14 protein-coding genes and 4 tRNA genes are annotated in these 18,126 nt (G+C 55.8%); all 18 read left to right on the top strand.

Features of this window, described 5'->3' with window-relative positions:
• Positions 1-87: 87 nt before the first annotated feature.
• The 18 genes from birA (at position 88) to fusA (ending at position 18,116) form a co-directional block, all read left to right on the top strand.
• Positions 88-1,047, top strand: coding sequence for a bifunctional biotin--[acetyl-CoA-carboxylase] ligase/biotin operon repressor BirA (gene birA / locus ACM6IK_RS24315; protein WP_414876361.1), 960 nt, complete (start codon positions 88-90; stop codon positions 1,045-1,047).
• The gene (locus ACM6IK_RS24320; protein WP_414876362.1) at positions 1,037-1,786 is read left to right on the top strand and encodes a pantothenate kinase; all 750 of its coding nucleotides are present in this window, start codon (positions 1,037-1,039) and stop codon (positions 1,784-1,786) included. The genes birA and ACM6IK_RS24320 overlap by 11 nt, the downstream gene beginning before the upstream one ends.
• A gap of 7 nt (positions 1,787-1,793) precedes the next feature.
• Positions 1,794-2,234: a hypothetical protein gene (locus ACM6IK_RS24325; RefSeq protein WP_414876363.1), complete on the top strand. Its 441-nt coding sequence runs from the start codon at positions 1,794-1,796 to the stop codon at positions 2,232-2,234.
• A 142-nt stretch (positions 2,235-2,376) separates the two neighbouring features.
• Positions 2,377-2,461 (top strand) — tRNA-Tyr (locus ACM6IK_RS24330).
• Between the two features lie 24 nt (positions 2,462-2,485).
• Positions 2,486-2,559 (top strand) — tRNA-Gly (locus ACM6IK_RS24335).
• A gap of 26 nt (positions 2,560-2,585) precedes the next feature.
• Positions 2,586-2,661, top strand: a tRNA-Thr gene (locus ACM6IK_RS24340).
• Positions 2,662-2,835: 174 nt separating this feature from the next.
• Positions 2,836-2,911 (top strand) — tRNA-Trp (locus ACM6IK_RS24345).
• A 45-nt stretch (positions 2,912-2,956) separates the two neighbouring features.
• Positions 2,957-3,325 carry a preprotein translocase subunit SecE gene (gene secE / locus ACM6IK_RS24350; protein WP_007984402.1) on the top strand — a complete coding sequence of 123 codons (369 nt, stop codon included), beginning with the start codon at positions 2,957-2,959 and terminating at the stop codon, positions 3,323-3,325.
• 9 nt (positions 3,326-3,334) lie between these two features.
• A complete protein-coding gene (gene nusG, locus ACM6IK_RS24355) occupies positions 3,335-3,868 on the top strand; it encodes a transcription termination/antitermination protein NusG (protein ID WP_007984405.1) in 534 nt (177 codons plus the stop codon).
• Positions 3,869-3,985: 117 nt separating this feature from the next.
• Positions 3,986-4,417: a 50S ribosomal protein L11 gene (gene rplK, locus ACM6IK_RS24360; RefSeq protein ID WP_007933726.1), complete on the top strand. Its 432-nt coding sequence runs from the start codon at positions 3,986-3,988 to the stop codon at positions 4,415-4,417.
• Positions 4,417-5,112: a 50S ribosomal protein L1 gene (gene rplA / locus ACM6IK_RS24365; RefSeq protein ID WP_003186095.1), complete on the top strand. Its 696-nt coding sequence runs from the start codon at positions 4,417-4,419 to the stop codon at positions 5,110-5,112. The genes rplK and rplA overlap by 1 nt, the downstream gene beginning before the upstream one ends.
• A 198-nt stretch (positions 5,113-5,310) precedes the next feature.
• On the top strand, positions 5,311-5,811 hold the full coding sequence (gene rplJ, locus ACM6IK_RS24370) for a 50S ribosomal protein L10 (protein WP_007970413.1): 501 nt from the start codon (positions 5,311-5,313) through the stop codon (positions 5,809-5,811).
• Positions 5,812-5,886: 75 nt separating this feature from the next.
• Positions 5,887-6,252, top strand: a complete 366-nt coding sequence (gene rplL, locus ACM6IK_RS24375) for a 50S ribosomal protein L7/L12 (protein WP_108218340.1) — start codon at positions 5,887-5,889, stop codon at positions 6,250-6,252.
• Between the two features lie 220 nt (positions 6,253-6,472).
• The gene (gene rpoB / locus ACM6IK_RS24380) at positions 6,473-10,546 is read left to right on the top strand and encodes a DNA-directed RNA polymerase subunit beta (RefSeq protein WP_108218341.1); all 4,074 of its coding nucleotides are present in this window, start codon (positions 6,473-6,475) and stop codon (positions 10,544-10,546) included.
• 64 nt (positions 10,547-10,610) lie between these two features.
• Positions 10,611-14,810: a DNA-directed RNA polymerase subunit beta' gene (rpoC, locus tag ACM6IK_RS24385; protein WP_108218342.1), complete on the top strand. Its 4,200-nt coding sequence runs from the start codon at positions 10,611-10,613 to the stop codon at positions 14,808-14,810.
• A gap of 216 nt (positions 14,811-15,026) precedes the next feature.
• A complete protein-coding gene (gene rpsL / locus ACM6IK_RS24390; protein WP_003186084.1) occupies positions 15,027-15,398 on the top strand; it encodes a 30S ribosomal protein S12 in 372 nt (123 codons plus the stop codon).
• A gap of 108 nt (positions 15,399-15,506) precedes the next feature.
• The gene (rpsG, locus tag ACM6IK_RS24395) at positions 15,507-15,980 is read left to right on the top strand and encodes a 30S ribosomal protein S7 (RefSeq protein WP_133752890.1); all 474 of its coding nucleotides are present in this window, start codon (positions 15,507-15,509) and stop codon (positions 15,978-15,980) included.
• 30 nt (positions 15,981-16,010) lie between these two features.
• Positions 16,011-18,116, top strand: coding sequence for an elongation factor G (gene fusA / locus ACM6IK_RS24400; RefSeq protein ID WP_007994652.1), 2,106 nt, complete (start codon positions 16,011-16,013; stop codon positions 18,114-18,116).
• Positions 18,117-18,126 lie beyond the last annotated feature (10 nt).

Raw genomic sequence — 18,126 nt, forward strand, 5'->3', positions numbered from 1 at the left:
GTCGCGGAAAAGCCACGGCTGCTGGATTTCTATGCAATCGCTCGGTGCGTGGCTATCATGCGGGCCTCATTGTGAGGCGAGACCTGCATGCTGACGTTGTTAAAGCTTCTTAAAGATGGCCGATTCCATTCAGGACAAGCTTTGGGTGCTGCCCTGGGCATCAGCCGTAGTGCTGTGTGGAAGCAGCTTCAGCATTTGGAAGCTGAGCTGGGTTTGTCTATTCATAAGGTTCGTGGGCGCGGCTATCAATTGTCCGCGCCATTGGCGCTGCTCGATCCTGCCGAGATAAGCGCTCAGGCGCACTCTTGCGCCTGGTCCGTCCAGGTTTACGACTCAATCGACTCCACTAATGCCGAAGCGCTGCGCGCTATTGAGCGTGGGCAGGCAGCGCCCTTTGTGGTGCTTTCGGAGCGGCAGACAGCCGGACGCGGGCGACGTGGTCGCAAGTGGGTCAGTCCATTCGCAGAAAACGTCTATTACAGCCTGGTGCTACGTATTGATGGTGGGATGCGTCAGCTGGAGGGCTTGAGTCTTGTCGTTGGACTCGCTGTCTTGCAGACGTTGCGTGAGCTCGGTATTGCATCCGCTGGATTGAAATGGCCTAACGATGTTCTTGTAGGTCAGAAAAAAATCGCGGGAATACTGCTCGAGTTGGTTGGTGATCCTGCTGATGTGTGCCACGTGGTTCTGGGGGTGGGAATCAATGTCAACATGCAGTCCGCTGACGAGGTGGACCAGCAATGGACATCCATGCGGCTCGAGTCAGGTAAATTGTTTGATCGCAACCAATTGGTCGCGATGCTGGGGGAGATGCTGCAGCGATACCTGGCTCGTCACCAGGCGGGTGGGTTTTTGGCCATCCAGTCAGAGTGGGAGCAGAATCACCTGTGGCAAGGGCGAAACGTGTCGTTGATTGCCGGTGTTAATAAAGTTGATGGTGAGGTGCTTGGTATTGATGGCCAGGGCGCCTTGCGCCTGAAGGTGGATGGTGTGGAGAAAGTCTTCAGTGGTGGTGAATTGAGCCTGAGGTTGCGTGATGATTCTTGAGCTCGATTGTGGGAATAGTTTCATCAAGTGGCGCGTGCTTGCCGATAATGCCGGGCAGGTGCTTGGTGAGGGGGTCGTCGATTCCAATCTCGCATTGCTTGAGGGATTGAGGGGGCTCAAGGGGCTTGCCCTTACGTTTTGCCGGCTGGTGAGCGTCAGGACCGCGGAGGAGACCGCTGCGCTGACGTCTTTGCTGAGGGATGCCTTCGATGTGCCGGTTGTGTGCGCGTCGCCTGCGCGCGAAATGTCTGGCGTGCGCAATGGGTATGAGGAGTTTGAGCGGCTGGGTCTGGATCGGTGGCTGGCAATGCTTGGAGGCTTCCATCTGGCTTCAGGTGCGTGCCTGGTGCTCGACTTCGGTACAGCCGTGACCGCTGACTTTATCGCTGCGGATGGAGAGCACCTGGGTGGTTTCATCTGTCCGGGGATGCCGTTGATGCGCAACCAGTTGCGCACCCACACTCGCAAAATTCGTTATGGGGACCTGGCGGCTGAGCGGGCTCTGGAGAATCTTGTTCCAGGTCGCGCGACTGTTGAGGCTGTAGAGCGTGGCTGTTTGTTGATGTTGCGCGGCTTCGTATTGACTCAGCTCGAGTTGGCGCGCACCTACTGGGGTGAGGACTTTGCCGTGTTTCTCACCGGGGGAGATGCGAGCCTGGTTGCTGAGGTCGTGCCTCAGGCCAGGGTTGTTCCGGACTTGGTGTTTGTCGGATTGGCCATGGCCTGTCCCTTGTCCTGAGGTTTTTATGCGTTGGTTGTTTCTGCTGCTGCTTGTCCTCAATGGCTTCTACTACATCTGGCATCAACAAGAGGCTCCTCTGCGCGCGAAGGATGTCACGCCTTTGAGTCTGTATCGCGGCTCTCAACAAGATATCCGCTTGCTAAGCGAAGCAAGTGGCGTCTCCAAAGACAAGGCTGAGGCTGTCTCGACAGACAATGGCTGCCTTTATCTGGGCGGCTATACGCGCCAGGAGGCCGCGCAGGCGGTTGAGCGGCGCTTGAGCGGGATGGAAGTCAAGTATCAGTCCCTGCCGAAAGCTGCGACTGAGGGTGCGGGGTATTGGGTGCGTATCGCACCGGAAAGCCGGCGTTGGCTGGACGATTTGCAGTTGCAAAACCTTTCTAAAGAATTCAATGAGTTAAAACATAAAATAATGCCGTGCGAAGGGGTTGCGCCCACTGAATAGTTTGCATAGAATGGCGCCCGCTCCACAGCGAACACCGGAAACGGTAAGCGATGTGAAGCGAGGTCAACGCAGCTAACCTCAAGATTTTATTGAGAAAATGCTTGACAGAAGGCTGGCATGATGTAGAATGCCGGCTCGCTTAGGAGGGGTTCCCGAGCGGCCAAAGGGATCAGACTGTAAATCTGACGTCTACGACTTCGAAGGTTCGAATCCTTCCCCCTCCACCATTTTTAGCGAGAGCTGTAAGCCTCGCGGGTATAGTTTAGTGGTAGAACCTCAGCCTTCCAAGCTGATGATGCGGGTTCGATTCCCGCTACCCGCTCCACGTTTACAGGTTTTGCACAGTGTTACGCTCTTGTAGCTCAGTTGGTAGAGCACACCCTTGGTAAGGGTGAGGTCAGCGGTTCAAATCCGCTCAAGAGCTCCATATAACAAGGCAGATATGAAAATATCTGCCTTTGTTTTAGGTGGTAGTGGTTGCGCCTGATTGTGTTTCTGAAGGTTGCCGGTGTCATGGATGTCGGTGTTGCAACCAGGATTGCCTGGTAAGTGTTGTAAAGTCTTTTTCGGGTCGGCATAATGGTCGGCCTGATTTTGTTTTAGGTCAGTAGCTCAATTGGCAGAGCGACGGTCTCCAAAACCGTAGGTTGGGGGTTCGATTCCCTCCTGACCTGCCAGATTCACTCGGTGTGTCTGGCTTTCTTTTCACAGGATCTTCATAGATGACTCCTAAAGCTGAAGCTCAAGGCTCTCGTTTCGACCTCCTCAAGTGGCTTGTAGTAGTCGCTCTGGTGGTTGTTGGCGTTGTTGGCAATCAGTACTTTTCTGCTTCGCCGATCCTGTACCGTGTACTCGCATTGCTTGCTATTGCTGCTGTAGCTGCCTTTGTAGGCCTGCAGACAGTCAAGGGCAAGTCTTTCTTTGTACTGGTTAAGGAAGCGCGCACCGAGATTCGTAAAGTCGTTTGGCCAACTCGCCAAGAAACCACGCAGACCACGTTGATCGTTGTGGCTGTTGTCCTGGTTATGGCGTTGCTGTTGTGGGGGCTTGATTCCCTGCTCGGCTGGCTTGTTTCCTTGATCGTCGGCTAAGGGTGTCCCGTGGCTAAGCGTTGGTATGTTGTGCATGCTTACTCCGGTTACGAGAAGCATGTAATGCGCTCGCTGATCGAGCGCGTAAAGCTGGCCGGTATGGAAGATGGCTTCGGCGAGATTCTGGTTCCCACTGAAGAAGTGGTTGAAATGCGCAATGGCCAGAAGCGCAAAAGCGAACGCAAATTCTTCCCTGGCTATGTGCTGGTGCAGATGGATATGAATGAGGGTACTTGGCACTTGGTCAAGGATACTCCTCGGGTGATGGGTTTCATTGGCGGTACTGCCGATAAGCCTGCGCCAATCACCGATAAAGAAGCAGAAGCGATTCTGCGCCGCGTTGCCGATGGCAGCGACAAGCCGAAGCCGAAGACGTTGTTCGAGCCGGGTGAGTCGGTGCGTGTCAACGACGGCCCGTTTGCGGACTTTACCGGTGTTGTTGAAGAAGTTAACTACGAAAAGAGCCGGATCCAGGTCGCAGTGCTCATTTTCGGTCGCTCTACTCCGGTGGAGCTCGAGTTCAGCCAGGTCGAAAAGGTCTAGTTGAACAAAAATCCCAACCCCGCAGCCCTAGGCTGTGGGGTTTTGTCGTCACTGGGATAAACGCGCAAGTAACCGGGGAGCCTTTCGAGGCGTTCGAACCCGTAATTGGAGTGCCTCATGGCCAAGAAGATTACCGCTTACATCAAGCTGCAAGTGAAAGCCGCTCAGGCTAACCCAAGCCCACCTGTTGGTCCTGCTCTGGGTCAGCACGGCGTGAACATCATGGAATTCTGCAAGGCTTTCAACGCCCGTACTCAGGGTCTTGAGCCAGGTCTGCCGACTCCAGTGATCATCACTGTCTACAGCGACCGTAGCTTCACTTTCGAAACCAAATCCACCCCTGCTTCGGTTCTGCTGAAGAAGGCGGCCGGTCTGACCAGCGGTTCCGCTCGTCCGAACACCGTTAAGGTTGGCACCGTGACTCGTGCTCAGCTGGAAGAAATCGCGAAAACCAAAAACGCGGATCTGACTGCAGCTGATATGGAAGCAGCCGTGCGTACTATCGCCGGTTCTGCTCGTAGCATGGGCCTTAACGTGGAGGGTGTGTAATGGCTAAGCTGACCAAGCGTCAAAAGGCTATCGCCGGCAAAATCGAAGCAGGCAAGGCCTACAACTTTGTAGACGCTGCTGCCCTGCTGGCCGAGCTGTCGACTGTCAAGTTCAGCGAGTCGTTTGACGTAGCTGTGAACCTGGGTGTTGACCCGCGTAAATCCGACCAGGTCGTTCGTAGCGCTACTGTGCTGCCACACGGCACTGGCAAGACCGTTCGCGTTGCTGTGTTCACCCAGGGTCCAGCTGCTGAAGCCGCTCTGGCTGCCGGCGCTGACCGCGTAGGCATGGACGACCTGGCTGCCGAAATGAAAGGCGGCGACCTGAACTATGACGTAGTGATCGCATCCCCGGATGCCATGCGCGTTGTGGGTCAGTTGGGTCAGATCCTCGGTCCACGTGGCCTGATGCCTAACCCTAAAGTCGGCACCGTAACTCCAGACGTAGCTACCGCGGTTAAAAACGCCAAGGCTGGTCAGGTTCGTTATCGCACCGACAAAAACGGCATCATCCACACTTCCGTTGGCAAGATCGGCTTCGACGCCGTCAAGCTGAAGGAAAACGTTGAAGCCCTGATCGCTGATCTGAAGCGTATCAAGCCAGCTTCCTCGAAAGGCATTTACGTCAAGCGCGTTACCCTGAGCACCACTATGGGCCCAGGTCTGGTCATCGACCAAAGCTCGCTCGACGCGTAAGACACAGATTGGCGCAAGTAATTGCGCCAATTGAAAAATTGGGGTCCCTGCCTGGCGGGGGCTATCCAAGACCGTAGGCGACGCAAGTCTTAAACCACAAGCCTACGCAGATGGTGCTCCCGGTTCCTTACCGAATCAGACACCAAAACGACATCCGGTTTCGACCAGATGAAACGGTAACAAGCAGGAGTTAAACCCGTGGCAATTAAACTCGAAGACAAGAAGGCCATCGTCGCTGAAGTCAACGAGGCTGCCAAAGTCGCTCTGTCCGCTGTCGTGGCTGATGCCCGTGGCGTAACAGTAGGCGCGATGACCGGACTCCGTAAAGAGGCTCGTGAAGCTGGCGTTTACGTACGTGTTGTACGTAACACCCTGCTCAAGCGCGCTGTTGCCGACACTGAATTCAGTGTCCTCAACGACGTGTTCACTGGCCCTACCCTGATTGCGTTCTCCAAGGAACATCCAGGCGCTGCTGCCCGGATCTTCAAGGAATTCGCAAAGGGTCAGGACAAGTTCGAGATCAAGGCAGCTGCGTTCGAGGGCAAGTTCCTCGCAGCTAACCAAATCGACGTACTGGCAACTCTGCCGACCCGTGACGAAGCAATTTCTCAGCTGATGAGCGTGATTCAAGGCGCTACCAGCAAATTGGCTCGTACTCTGGCGGCAATTCGCGACCAGAAAGAAGCTGCTGCAGCCTAAGGCTCGTCAACTTCTCGCGTTTTTTGTTTTTTTCGATGGTCGCGTAGGCCGTCCCCAATATCAGGAATTAGATTCATGTCTATCTCTCAGAACGATATCCTTGAAGCAGTTGGCAACATGTCCGTAATGGAAGTTGTTGAGCTGATCAAAGCTTTCGAAGAAAAATTCGGTGTTACCGCTGCTGCTGCATCGGCAGGTCCTGCCGCTGCTGCCGCTGTTGTTGAAGAGCAAACTGAATTCAACGTCATGCTGCTGGAAGCTGGCGAGAAGAAAGTTAACGTGATCAAGGCAGTACGTGAACTGACCGGTCTGGGCCTGAAAGAAGCCAAGGCTGTAGTTGACGGCGCTCCTGCCATGGTTCTGGAAGCAGTGACCAAAGATGCAGGCGACAAAGCCAAAGCAACTCTGGAAGAAGCAGGCGCTAAAGTCGAGCTGAAGTAAGCATCGACTTTGCTCCTCCAGCCCGAGCGTTAAGCGACAGGCTGATGGCTGGTGGCTCTTGCCACCGGCCTTTTTCCGTTACTGGCAGCCGACTCGGTCGGTGCCGATAACGTGCTGTAACCACCCGATGCGGTGGCGCAAACCATGGGGTTTGCACGATTTTCTGGCTGCTCCCGTCGGGAGGGGCCAAACAAGCAGGTGACCAAGCTGGGGAACGCTGATGGCTTACTCATATACTGAGAAAAAACGTATCCGCAAGGACTTTAGCAAGTTGCCGGACGTCATGGATGTGCCGTACCTCCTGGCCATCCAGCTGGATTCGTATCGTGAATTCTTGCAAGCGGGAGCGACTAAAGATCAGTTCCGCGACGTGGGCCTGCATGCGGCCTTCAAATCCGTTTTCCCGATCATCAGCTACTCCGGCAATGCTGCGCTGGAGTACGTCGGTTATCGCCTGGGCGAACCGGCATTTGATGTCAAAGAATGCGTATTGCGCGGTGTAACTTACGCCGTACCTTTGCGGGTAAAAGTGCGCCTGATCATTTTCGACAAAGAATCGTCGAACAAAGCGATCAAGGACATCAAAGAGCAAGAAGTCTACATGGGTGAAATCCCCCTGATGACTGAAAACGGTACCTTCGTAATCAACGGTACCGAGCGTGTAATCGTTTCTCAGCTGCACCGTTCCCCGGGCGTGTTCTTCGACCACGACCGTGGCAAGACGCACAGCTCCGGTAAACTGCTGTACTCCGCGCGCATCATTCCTTACCGCGGTTCGTGGCTGGACTTCGAGTTCGACCCGAAAGACTGCGTGTTCGTGCGTATCGACCGTCGTCGCAAGCTGCCTGCCTCGGTACTGCTGCGCGCGCTGGGCTATACCACTGAAGAAGTGCTGGACGCGTTCTACACCACCAACGTATTCCACGTGAAGGGCGAGACCCTGAGCCTGGAACTGGTGCCTCAGCGCCTGCGCGGTGAAATCGCTGTCCTCGATATTCTGGATGACAAAGGCAAGGTTATTGTCGAGCAGGGTCGTCGTATCACTGCTCGCCACATCAACCAGCTGGAAAAAGCCGGGATCAAAGAGCTGGATGTGCCTCTGGACTACGTCCTGGGTCGCACAACCGCCAAGGTCATCGTGCATCCGGCAACCGGCGAAATCCTGGCAGAGTGCAACACCGAGCTGAACACCGAGATCCTTGCCAAAATCGCCAAGGCTCAGGTTGTTCGCATCGAAACTCTGTACACCAACGATATCGACTGCGGTCCGTTCGTCTCCGACACCCTGAAGATCGACTCCACCAGCAACCAATTGGAAGCGCTGGTCGAGATCTATCGCATGATGCGTCCTGGCGAGCCGCCAACCAAAGACGCTGCCGAGACCCTGTTCAACAACCTGTTCTTCAGTCCTGAGCGCTATGACCTGTCTGCGGTCGGCCGGATGAAGTTCAACCGTCGTATCGGTCGTACCGAGATCGAAGGTTCGGGCGTGCTGTGCAAGGAAGACATCGTCGCGGTACTGAAGACCCTGGTCGACATCCGTAACGGTAAAGGCATCGTCGATGACATCGACCACCTGGGTAACCGTCGTGTTCGCTGCGTAGGCGAAATGGCCGAGAACCAGTTCCGCGTTGGCCTGGTACGTGTTGAGCGTGCGGTCAAAGAGCGTCTGTCGATGGCTGAAAGCGAAGGCCTGATGCCGCAAGACCTGATCAACGCCAAGCCAGTGGCTGCGGCGGTGAAAGAGTTCTTCGGTTCCAGCCAGCTGTCCCAGTTCATGGACCAGAACAACCCGCTGTCCGAGATCACCCACAAGCGTCGTGTTTCTGCACTCGGCCCTGGCGGTCTGACTCGTGAGCGCGCCGGCTTTGAAGTTCGAGACGTTCACCCGACGCACTACGGTCGTGTTTGCCCGATCGAAACGCCGGAAGGTCCGAACATCGGTCTGATCAACTCCTTGGCTGCCTATGCGCGCACTAACCAGTACGGCTTCCTGGAAAGCCCGTACCGCGTGGTGAAAGACGCTCTGGTCACCGACGAGATCGTGTTCCTGTCCGCCATCGAAGAAGCCGATCACGTGATCGCTCAGGCCTCGGCCACGATGAACGACAAGAAAGTCCTGATCGACGAGCTGGTAGCTGTTCGTCACTTGAACGAATTCACCGTCAAGGCGCCGGAAGACGTCACCTTGATGGACGTATCGCCGAAGCAGGTAGTTTCGGTTGCTGCGTCGCTGATTCCGTTCCTCGAGCACGACGACGCCAACCGCGCGTTGATGGGTTCGAACATGCAGCGTCAAGCTGTACCAACCCTGCGTGCTGACAAGCCGCTGGTAGGTACCGGCATGGAGCGTAACGTAGCCCGTGACTCCGGCGTTTGCGTCGTGGCTCGTCGTGGCGGCGTGATCGACTCCGTCGACGCCAGCCGTATCGTGGTTCGTGTTGCCGATGACGAAGTTGAAACCGGTGAAGCCGGTGTCGACATCTACAACCTGACCAAGTACACCCGCTCCAACCAGAACACCTGCATCAACCAGCGTCCGCTGGTGCGTAAGGGTGATCGGGTTCAGCGTAGCGACATCATGGCCGACGGCCCGTCCACCGACATGGGTGAACTGGCACTGGGTCAGAACATGCGCATCGCGTTCATGGCATGGAACGGCTTCAACTTCGAAGACTCCATCTGCCTGTCCGAGCGTGTTGTTCAGGAAGACCGCTTCACCACGATCCACATTCAGGAACTGACCTGTGTGGCCCGTGACACCAAGCTTGGCCCAGAGGAAATCACTGCCGACATCCCGAACGTGGGTGAAGCGGCTCTGAACAAACTGGACGAAGCCGGTATCGTTTACGTAGGTGCTGAAGTTGGCGCAGGCGACATCCTGGTCGGTAAGGTCACTCCGAAAGGCGAGACCCAGCTGACTCCGGAAGAAAAACTGCTGCGTGCGATCTTCGGTGAAAAAGCCAGCGACGTTAAAGACACCTCCCTGCGTGTACCTACCGGTACCAAGGGTACTGTCATCGACGTACAGGTCTTCACCCGCGACGGCGTTGAGCGTGACGCTCGTGCCCTGTCGATCGAGAAGTCCCAGCTGGACGAGATCCGCAAGGACCTGAACGAAGAGTTCCGTATCGTTGAAGGTGCTACTTTCGAACGTCTGCGTTCCGCTCTGGTCGGCCACAAGGCCGAAGGCGGCGCCGGTCTGAAGAAAGGCCAGGACATCACCGACGAAGTCCTCGACGGTCTTGAGCACGGCCAGTGGTTCAAGCTGCGCATGGCTGAAGATGCTCTGAACGAGCAGCTCGAGAAGGCCCAGGCCTACATCGTTGATCGTCGCCGTCTGCTGGACGACAAGTTCGAAGACAAGAAGCGCAAACTGCAGCAGGGCGATGACCTGGCTCCAGGCGTGCTGAAAATCGTCAAGGTCTACCTGGCAATCCGTCGTCGCATCCAGCCGGGCGACAAGATGGCCGGTCGTCACGGTAACAAGGGTGTGGTCTCCGTGATCATGCCGGTTGAAGACATGCCGCACGATGCCAATGGCACCCCGGTAGACGTCGTCCTCAACCCGTTGGGCGTACCTTCGCGTATGAACGTCGGTCAGATCCTTGAAACCCACTTGGGCCTCGCGGCCAAAGGTCTGGGCGAGAAGATCAACCGCATGATTGAAGAGCAACGTAAAGTCGCCGAGCTGCGCAAGTTCCTGCACGAGATCTATAACGAGATCGGCGGTCGTCAGGAAAGCCTCGATGACTTCTCGGACCAGGAAATCCTGGATCTGGCTCAAAACCTGCGTGGCGGCGTTCCAATGGCCACTCCAGTGTTCGACGGCGCCAAGGAAAGCGAAATCAAGGCCATGCTGAAACTGGCAGACCTGCCAGAAAGCGGGCAGATGCAGCTGACCGACGGCCGTACCGGCAACAAGTTCGAGCGCCCGGTTACCGTTGGCTACATGTACATGCTGAAGCTGAACCACTTGGTAGACGACAAGATGCACGCTCGTTCTACCGGTTCGTACAGCCTGGTTACCCAGCAGCCGCTGGGTGGTAAGGCGCAGTTCGGTGGTCAGCGTTTCGGGGAGATGGAGGTCTGGGCACTGGAAGCATACGGTGCCGCTTACACTCTGCAAGAAATGCTCACAGTGAAGTCGGACGATGTGAACGGCCGTACCAAGATGTACAAAAACATCGTGGATGGCGATCACCGTATGGAGCCGGGCATGCCCGAGTCCTTCAACGTGTTGATCAAGGAAATTCGTTCCCTCGGCATCGATATCGATCTGGAAACCGAATAACACGTGACGCGAATCGAGAGTGGGGCTGTTTTGCCCGCTCTCTGCTCCGCCAGGAGGAAAGGCCTTGAAAGACCTACTGAATTTGCTGAAAAACCAGGGTCAAGTCGAAGAGTTCGACGCCATCCGTATCGGATTGGCATCGCCTGAGATGATCCGTTCGTGGTCGTTCGGTGAAGTTAAAAAGCCGGAAACCATCAACTACCGTACGTTCAAACCTGAGCGTGACGGCCTGTTCTGCGCCAAGATCTTTGGCCCGGTAAAGGATTACGAGTGCCTGTGCGGTAAGTACAAGCGCTTGAAGCACCGTGGCGTGATCTGCGAGAAGTGCGGCGTTGAAGTCGCGCTGGCAAAAGTTCGTCGTGAGCGCATGGCGCACATCGAACTGGCCTCGCCAGTTGCCCACATCTGGTTCCTGAAATCGCTGCCGTCCCGTATCGGCTTGCTGATGGACATGACCCTGCGTGATATCGAACGCGTTCTCTACTTCGAGAGCTACGTCGTTATCGATCCAGGCATGACCACCCTTGAAAAAGGTCAGCTGCTCAACGATGAGCAGTACTTCGAAGCGCTGGAAGAGTTCGGCGACGATTTCGATGCCCGTATGGGTGCCGAAGCTGTCCGCGAACTGCTGCACGCTATCGACCTGGAGCACGAGATTGGTCGTCTGCGCGAAGAGATTCCGCAAACCAACTCCGAAACCAAGATCAAGAAGCTGTCCAAGCGTCTGAAGTTGATGGAAGCCTTCCAGGGTTCCGGCAACCTGCCAGAGTGGATGGTGCTGACCGTTCTGCCGGTTCTGCCGCCAGATCTGCGTCCACTGGTCCCGCTGGATGGCGGTCGCTTCGCGACTTCCGACCTCAACGATCTGTATCGTCGAGTGATCAACCGTAACAACCGCTTGAAGCGCCTGCTCGATCTGTCCGCTCCGGACATCATCGTGCGCAACGAAAAGCGTATGTTGCAGGAAGCCGTCGACGCATTGCTCGACAACGGTCGTCGTGGCCGCGCTATCACCGGTTCCAACAAGCGTCCTCTGAAATCCCTGGCTGACATGATCAAGGGTAAGCAGGGTCGTTTCCGTCAGAACTTGCTCGGTAAGCGTGTTGACTACTCCGGCCGTTCGGTAATTACCGTAGGTCCGACCCTGCGTCTGCACCAGTGCGGTCTGCCGAAGAAAATGGCTCTCGAGCTGTTCAAGCCGTTCATTTTCGGCAAGCTTGAGATGCGTGGTCTCGCTACCACCATCAAGGCTGCCAAGAAGATGGTCGAGCGCGAGCTGCCAGAGGTTTGGGACGTTCTCGCTGAAGTGATTCGCGAACACCCGGTACTTCTCAACCGTGCACCGACCCTTCACCGTCTGGGTATCCAGGCGTTTGAACCGGTACTGATCGAAGGTAAGGCTATCCAGCTGCACCCTCTGGTCTGTGCTGCGTACAACGCCGACTTCGACGGCGACCAAATGGCCGTGCACGTACCGCTGACGCTGGAAGCCCAGCTCGAAGCGCGTGCGTTGATGATGTCGACCAACAACATTCTGTCGCCAGCCAACGGTGAGCCAATCATCGTTCCGTCGCAGGACGTTGTATTGGGTCTGTACTACATGACTCGTGAAGCGATCAACGCCAAGGGCGAAGGTCGTGTGTTCGCGGATCTGCAGGAAGTTGACCGTGTGTTCCGTGCCGGCGAAGCCGCACTGCACGCCAAGGTCAAAGTGCGGATCAACGAAACCGTCAACGACCGTGATGGCGGTAGCGTGAGCAACACCCGTATCGTCGACACCACTGTCGGCCGTGCGCTGTTGTTCCAGGTTGTGCCAAAAGGTCTGTCGTACGACGTCGTCAACCTGCCGATGAAGAAAAAGGCGATCTCCAAGCTGATCAACCAGTGCTATCGCGTGGTTGGTTTGAAAGAGACCGTTATTTTCGCTGACCAGTTGATGTACACCGGTTTTGCTTACTCGACCATTTCCGGCGTTTCCATCGGTGTTAACGACTTCGTTATCCCGGATGAGAAAGCCCGCATCATCGCGGCTGCAACCGATGAAGTGAAAGAGATCGAAAGTCAGTACGCCTCGGGCCTGGTAACTCAGGGCGAGAAGTACAACAAAGTAATCGACCTTTGGTCGAAAGCGAACGACGAAGTCTCCAAGGCAATGATGTCGAACCTCTCGAAAGAAAAGGTTATCGACCGTCACGGCAACGAAGTCGACCAAGAGTCTTTCAACTCGATGTACATGATGGCTGACTCGGGTGCGCGGGGTTCCGCAGCACAGATCCGTCAGCTGGCCGGTATGCGTGGTCTGATGGCCAAGCCGGACGGTTCCATCATCGAAACGCCGATTACTGCGAACTTCCGTGAAGGTTTGAGCGTACTTCAGTACTTCATCTCCACTCACGGTGCTCGTAAGGGTCTTGCGGATACTGCGTTGAAAACCGCTAACTCCGGTTACTTGACGCGTCGTCTGGTAGACGTTGCGCAGGATCTGGTTGTGACCGAAGTTGACTGCGGGACCGAGCACGGTCTGCTGATGACTCCGCACATCGAAGGCGGTGACGTTGTAGAGCCGTTGGGTGAGCGCGTATTGGGTCGTGTTATCGCCCGTGACGTATTCAAGCCGGGTACCGAGGACGTCATCGTTCCTGCTGGCACCCTGGTAGACGAGAAGTGGGTCGAGTTCATCGAGCTCAACAGCATCGACGAAGTGATCGTGCGTTCGCCGATCAGCTGCGAAACCCGCTTCGGTATTTGCGCCAAGTGCTACGGCCGTGACTTGGCTCGTGGTCACCAGGTGAACATCGGTGAAGCGGTCGGCGTTATCGCTGCCCAGTCCATCGGTGAGCCGGGTACCCAGCTGACGATGCGTACGTTCCACATCGGTGGTGCGGCAAGCCGGACCTCCGCAGCCGACAGCGTTCAGGTGAAGAATGGCGGTACCGTCCGCCTGCATAACCTGAAGCACGTTGAGCGAGTGGATGGTTGCCTGGTTGCTGTTTCCCGTTCCGGTGAGCTGGCCATCGCTGACGACTTCGGTCGTGAGCGCGAGCGTTACAAGCTGCCGTACGGTGCCGTGATTTCGGTTAAAGAAGGTGACAAGGTCGAAGCTGGCGCCATCGTGGCCAAGTGGGATCCGCACACTCACCCAATCGTTACCGAAATGAAAGGTACCGTGACCTACGTGGGCATGGAAGAAGGCATCACGATCAAGCGTCAGACTGACGAATTGACCGGTATGACCAACATTGAAGTACTCGACGCCAAAGATCGTCCAGCTGCCGGTAAGGACATCCGTCCTGCCGTGAAGATGGTCGATGACAACGGCAAGGATCTGTTGCTGCCAGGCACTGACGTTATCGCTCAGTACTTCCTGCCAGCCAACGCCCTGGTCGGTGTAGCGGATGGTGCGAAGATCGCGATCGGTGATGTTATCGCTCGTATCCCGCAAGAGACTTCGAAAACTCGCGACATCACCGGTGGTCTGCCGCGTGTTGCCGACTTGTTCGAAGCCCGTCGTCCGAAAGAAGCGTCGATTCTGGCTGAAGTCAGCGGCACCATCGCGTTCGGTAAAGAAACCAAGGGCAAGCGCCGTCTGGTTATCACCCCGAACGACGGTACCGATCCGTATGAAGAGCTGATTCCGAAGTGGCGTCACCTGAACGTGTTCGAAGGCGAACAGGTAAACCGCGGCGAAGTTATCTCCGACGGTCCGAGCGATCCACACGACATCCTGCGTCTGCTGGGTGTGAGTGCGCTGGCCAAGTACATCGTTAACGAGATCCAGGACGTTTACCGTCTGCAAGGCGTGAAGATCAACGACAAGCACATCGAGACCATCCTGCGTCAGATGCTGCGTAAAGTTGAGATCGCTGAATCCGGCGATTCCAGTTTCATCAAGGGCGACCAGATGGAATTGACTCACGTACTGGTAGAGAACGAGCGTTTGAGCGGCGAAGACAAGTTTGTCTCCAAGTTCACTCGCGTTCTGCTGGGTATCACCAAGGCGTCGTTGTCCACTGAATCGTTCATCTCGGCGGCTTCCTTCCAGGAAACCACTCGCGTACTGACCGAAGCGGCGGTAACCGGCAAGCGCGATTACCTGCGCGGCCTGAAAGAGAACGTGGTCGTGGGTCGTCTGATCCCGGCTGGTACCGGTCTGGCTTATCACAGCGAGCGTAAGCGCCGCCGTGATGCAGACAAGCCGTTGCGCGTAAGCGCCAGTGAAGTGGAAGCTGCACTGACCGAAGCGCTGAACTCGAGCGGTAACTGAGTTCTGCGGTAAATGAGTGTGAGGCCCTGGTCGCTCCGTTCATCGAATCGAGACATTTTGTCGAGGTTGGATGAGCGGGGAGGGCGGGGCCTTGCCTTGACTGGGGACAAGATCCTCTTTAGACTCTTGTACCCCTAAATTTGGCGGGAACTCGTTCCTGCCATTTTGCTTTTCTTGCAAGACAATAGCGTCGCAAGACAACAGTGGAGCTAGTAGATGGCAACTATCAACCAGCTGGTACGTCAGCCGCGTAAGCGTATCGTCGAGAAATCCGACGTGCCTGCGCTGCAGAACTGCCCGCAACGCCGTGGCGTGTGCACCCGTGTGTACACCACCACGCCGAAAAAACCTAACTCGGCACTGCGTAAAGTATGCCGTGTGCGTCTGACCAACGGTTTCGAGGTTTCCTCGTATATCGGTGGTGAAGGCCACAACCTGCAAGAGCACAGCGTGGTACTGATCCGCGGCGGTCGTGTAAAAGACTTGCCAGGTGTTCGTTACCACACCGTTCGCGGTTCGTTGGATACTTCCGGTGTTAAAGGTCGTAACCAGGGTCGTTCGAAGTACGGTACCAAGCGTCCGAAGTAATCGGCCGTTTTGCAGTTTTTCATTTTATTGAGTCGATAAGAGTAAGGTCGGGCACGCATCCATAGGAGCTGTCCCGGGCTAACCTGAAGACCGTTTGAGGGCTTATCAATGCCAAGACGTCGCGTAGCAGCCAAGCGTGAGATTCTGGACGATCCGAAATACGGAAGCCAAATCCTCGCCAAATTCATGAACCACGTAATGGAAAGCGGCAAGAAAGCCGTTGCCGAGCGTATCGTTTATGGTGCCCTGGATACCGTGAAGGCTCGTAAGGCCGGCACCGATCCCCTGGAACTCTTCGAAAAAGCACTCGACGCCATCGCTCCGCTGGTCGAAGTGAAGTCGCGCCGCGTTGGTGGTGCTACTTACCAGGTTCCGGTCGAAGTTCGTCCTTCCCGTCGTAACGCTCTGGCAATGCGCTGGTTGGTAGACTACGCCCGCAAGCGCGGCGAGAAGTCTATGGCTCTGCGTTTGGCTGGCGAACTGATGGACGCTGCCGAAGGTAAAGGTGCTGCAGTTAAGAAGCGTGAAGACGTTCACCGTATGGCTGAAGCCAACAAGGCTTTCTCGCACTACCGCTTCTAATTTTAGCGTCACTCATTTTGCGAGGGCTTTATGGCTCGTACAACACCGATTAATCGCTACCGTAACATTGGTATCGTTGCACACGTGGATGCTGGTAAAACCACCACCACTGAGCGCGTCCTTTTTTACACTGGCAAAAGTCACAAAATGGGCGAGGTGCATGACGGCGCCGCGACCACAGACTGGATGGTGCAGGAGCAGGAGCGTGGTATTACCATTACTTCTGCTGCCATTACCGCCTTCTGGCAGGGTTCTGCGAAGCAGCACAAGGACCAGTACCGTTTCAACGTCATCGATACCCCGGGCCACGTAGACTTCACTATTGAAGTTGAGCGTTCCCTGCGCGTACTCGACGGTGCGGTCGTTGTGTTCTGTGGTACTTCCGGCGTTGAGCCTCAGTCCGAAACCGTATGGCGTCAAGCCAACAAGTACGGTGTTCCACGTATCGTTTACGTGAACAAGATGGACCGTGCCGGTGCGAACTTCCTGCGTGTGATCGCTCAGATCAAGCAGCGTCTGGGTCACACTCCGGTGCCTATCCAGTTGGCCATCGGTTCCGAAGACAACTTCCAGGGTCAGATCGATCTGATGACCATGGAAGCCGTTTACTGGAACGATGCCGACAAGGGCATGACCCCTCGTCGTGAAGCCATCCCTGCTGAACTGCAGGAACTGGCTGAAGAGTGGCGCAACAACATGGTTGAGGCTGCGGCCGAAGCCAGCGAAGAGCTGATGAACAAGTACCTTGAAGGTGAAGAACTCACCATCGAGGAAATCAAGGGTGCTCTGCGTCAGCGTACTATCGCTGGCGAGATCGTTCTGGCTGTTTGCGGTTCTTCTTTCAAGAACAAGGGTGTTCCCCTGGTTCTCGACGCCGTTATCGACTACCTGCCGGCTCCAACCGACATTCCTGCCATCAAGGGTACCGACCCTGATGACGAGGAAAAGCAAATGGAGCGTCATGCAGACGACAACGAGCCGTTCTCGGCTCTGGCGTTCAAGATCGCTACCGACCCATTCGTGGGTACCTTGACTTTCGTCCGTGTTTACTCGGGCGTGTTGGCCTCCGGCGACGGCGTGATCAACTCGGTCAAAGGCAAGAAAGAGCGCGTGGGCCGTATGGTGCAGATGCACGCAAACGCCCGTGAAGAGATCAAGGAAGTACGCGCTGGTGACATCGCGGCCTTGATCGGCATGAAGGACGTCACCACTGGTGAAACCTTGTGCAACGCTGACAAGCCAATCATCCTGGTTCGCATGGACTTCCCGGAGCCGGTTATTTCGGTTGCCGTTGAGCCTAAGACCAAGGATGACCAGGAAAAAATGGGTATCGCTCTGGGCAAACTTGCTCAGGAAGACCCGTCTTTCCGCGTCAAGACTGATGAAGAGACTGGTCAAACGATCATCTCTGGCATGGGCGAGTTGCACCTGGACATCCTGGTTGACCGGATGCGCCGTGAGTTCAACGTCGAAGCCAACATCGGCAAGCCTCAGGTTTCGTATCGTGAGCGCATCACGAAGAATTGCGAAATCGAAGGCAAGTTCGTTCGTCAGTCCGGTGGTCGTGGCCAGTTCGGCCATTGCTGGATCCGTTTTGCTCCTGCTGACGAAGGTCAGGAAGGTCTGCAATTCGTGAACGAAGTAGTGGGTGGTGTGGTTCCTAAGGAATACATCCCGGCTATCCAGAAGGGTATCGAAGAGCAGATGAAGAACGGCGTTGTTGCCGGCTATCCGCTGATCGGCCTGAAGGCTACCGTGTTTGATGGTTCTTACCACGACGTCGACTCGAACGAGATGGCGTTTAAGGTGGCTGCTTCCATGGCGACCAAGCAACTGGCCCAGAAGGGTGGTGGTGAGTTGCTCGAGCCGATCATGGCGGTAGAGGTTGTTACGCCTGAAGACTATATGGGTGACGTGATGGGCGACCTTAACCGTCGTCGCGGCATGATTCTGGGTATGGAAGACACGGTCTCCGGCAAGGTGATCCGTGCTGAAGTTCCGTTGGGCGAGATGTTCGGTTATGCGACCGACGTTCGTTCGATGTCCCAGGGTCGCGCAAGCTACTCTATGGAATTCAAAAAATACAATACAGCTCCGTCGCACATCGTCGAAACTGTAACCAAAAAACAAGGCTGATTCAGTCCTT

This window comes from Pseudomonas sp. IT-196MI5, from assembly GCF_949767415.1.
Taxonomy (GTDB): domain Bacteria; phylum Pseudomonadota; class Gammaproteobacteria; order Pseudomonadales; family Pseudomonadaceae; genus Aquipseudomonas.

Excerpts from the sequence above, each read along its gene's own strand:
- birA (WP_414876361.1), top strand. The coding sequence starts at position 88 with ATGCTGACGTTGTTAAAGCTTCTTAAAGATGGCCGATTCCATTCAGGA.
- ACM6IK_RS24320 (WP_414876362.1), top strand. The coding sequence starts at position 1,037 with ATGATTCTTGAGCTCGATTGTGGGAATAGTTTCATCAAGTGGCGCGTG.
- ACM6IK_RS24325 (WP_414876363.1), top strand. The coding sequence starts at position 1,794 with ATGCGTTGGTTGTTTCTGCTGCTGCTTGTCCTCAATGGCTTCTACTAC.
- secE (WP_007984402.1), top strand. The coding sequence starts at position 2,957 with ATGACTCCTAAAGCTGAAGCTCAAGGCTCTCGTTTCGACCTCCTCAAG.
- rplK (WP_007933726.1), top strand. The coding sequence starts at position 3,986 with ATGGCCAAGAAGATTACCGCTTACATCAAGCTGCAAGTGAAAGCCGCT.
- rplA (WP_003186095.1), top strand. The coding sequence starts at position 4,417 with ATGGCTAAGCTGACCAAGCGTCAAAAGGCTATCGCCGGCAAAATCGAA.
- rplL (WP_108218340.1), top strand. The coding sequence starts at position 5,887 with ATGTCTATCTCTCAGAACGATATCCTTGAAGCAGTTGGCAACATGTCC.
- rpoB (WP_108218341.1), top strand. The coding sequence starts at position 6,473 with ATGGCTTACTCATATACTGAGAAAAAACGTATCCGCAAGGACTTTAGC.
- rpsL (WP_003186084.1), top strand. The coding sequence starts at position 15,027 with ATGGCAACTATCAACCAGCTGGTACGTCAGCCGCGTAAGCGTATCGTC.
- rpsG (WP_133752890.1), top strand. The coding sequence starts at position 15,507 with ATGCCAAGACGTCGCGTAGCAGCCAAGCGTGAGATTCTGGACGATCCG.
- fusA (WP_007994652.1), top strand. The coding sequence starts at position 16,011 with ATGGCTCGTACAACACCGATTAATCGCTACCGTAACATTGGTATCGTT.